Here is a 530-nt window from a genome sequence, read left to right on the forward strand (position 1 = left end):
TATAGACGCCATTTTTAGTTTATCTGAGATTTGAACGTCAGGAATTTAGCCACCGGCTAGTTTTACTGTCATGCCTTTCTTTTCAAGGTGTGTTTTAATCTTATCTCTTGCGTCACCTTGAATTTCGATGGTGCCATCTTTGACTGAACCGCCACAACCGCATACTTTTTTAAGCTCTGCAGCGAGCAGTTTCAAAGGCGCGTCGTCTAGGTCTAATCCTGAAACGATACAAACGCCTTTGCCTTTACGGCCTTTGGTTTGGCGCTGAATACGAACAATACCGTCACCTTTAGGACGAGCTATTTTTTCTTCTTCCGGTTTAATGCGTCCGGTTTCTGTTGAATATACCAGGGTCATTCTGTTATTTCTTTTGCTGTTGTGCCTGTGCTTGCATCGCTTTCTGCTTTGCAACTAAATAAGCTTCGATGTGTCGTTGAATAGCAGCTTTGCCACCTTTAATGAGTTTACCATTAAACATACAGTACCAACCGTTTGGTTCACCAGTGTCGTTTTTAATGGTATAGCCGTTA

The 530-nt window shown here is 42.3% G+C and carries 1 protein-coding gene and 1 pseudogene; both read right to left on the reverse strand.

From position 1 onward, the window contains the following. Nucleotides 1-45 precede the first annotated feature (45 nt). Nucleotides 46-357, reverse strand: coding sequence for a stress response translation initiation inhibitor YciH (gene yciH / locus R8N47_RS28105; protein ID WP_024701236.1), 312 nt, complete (start codon nucleotides 355-357; stop codon nucleotides 46-48). 4 nt (nucleotides 358-361) lie between these two features. Then, nucleotides 362-530, reverse strand: a pseudogene (locus R8N47_RS28110) (DUF3319 domain-containing protein); the annotation flags it as partial.

The sequence above is a fragment of the Vibrio sp. 2132-1 genome, from assembly GCF_033344315.1.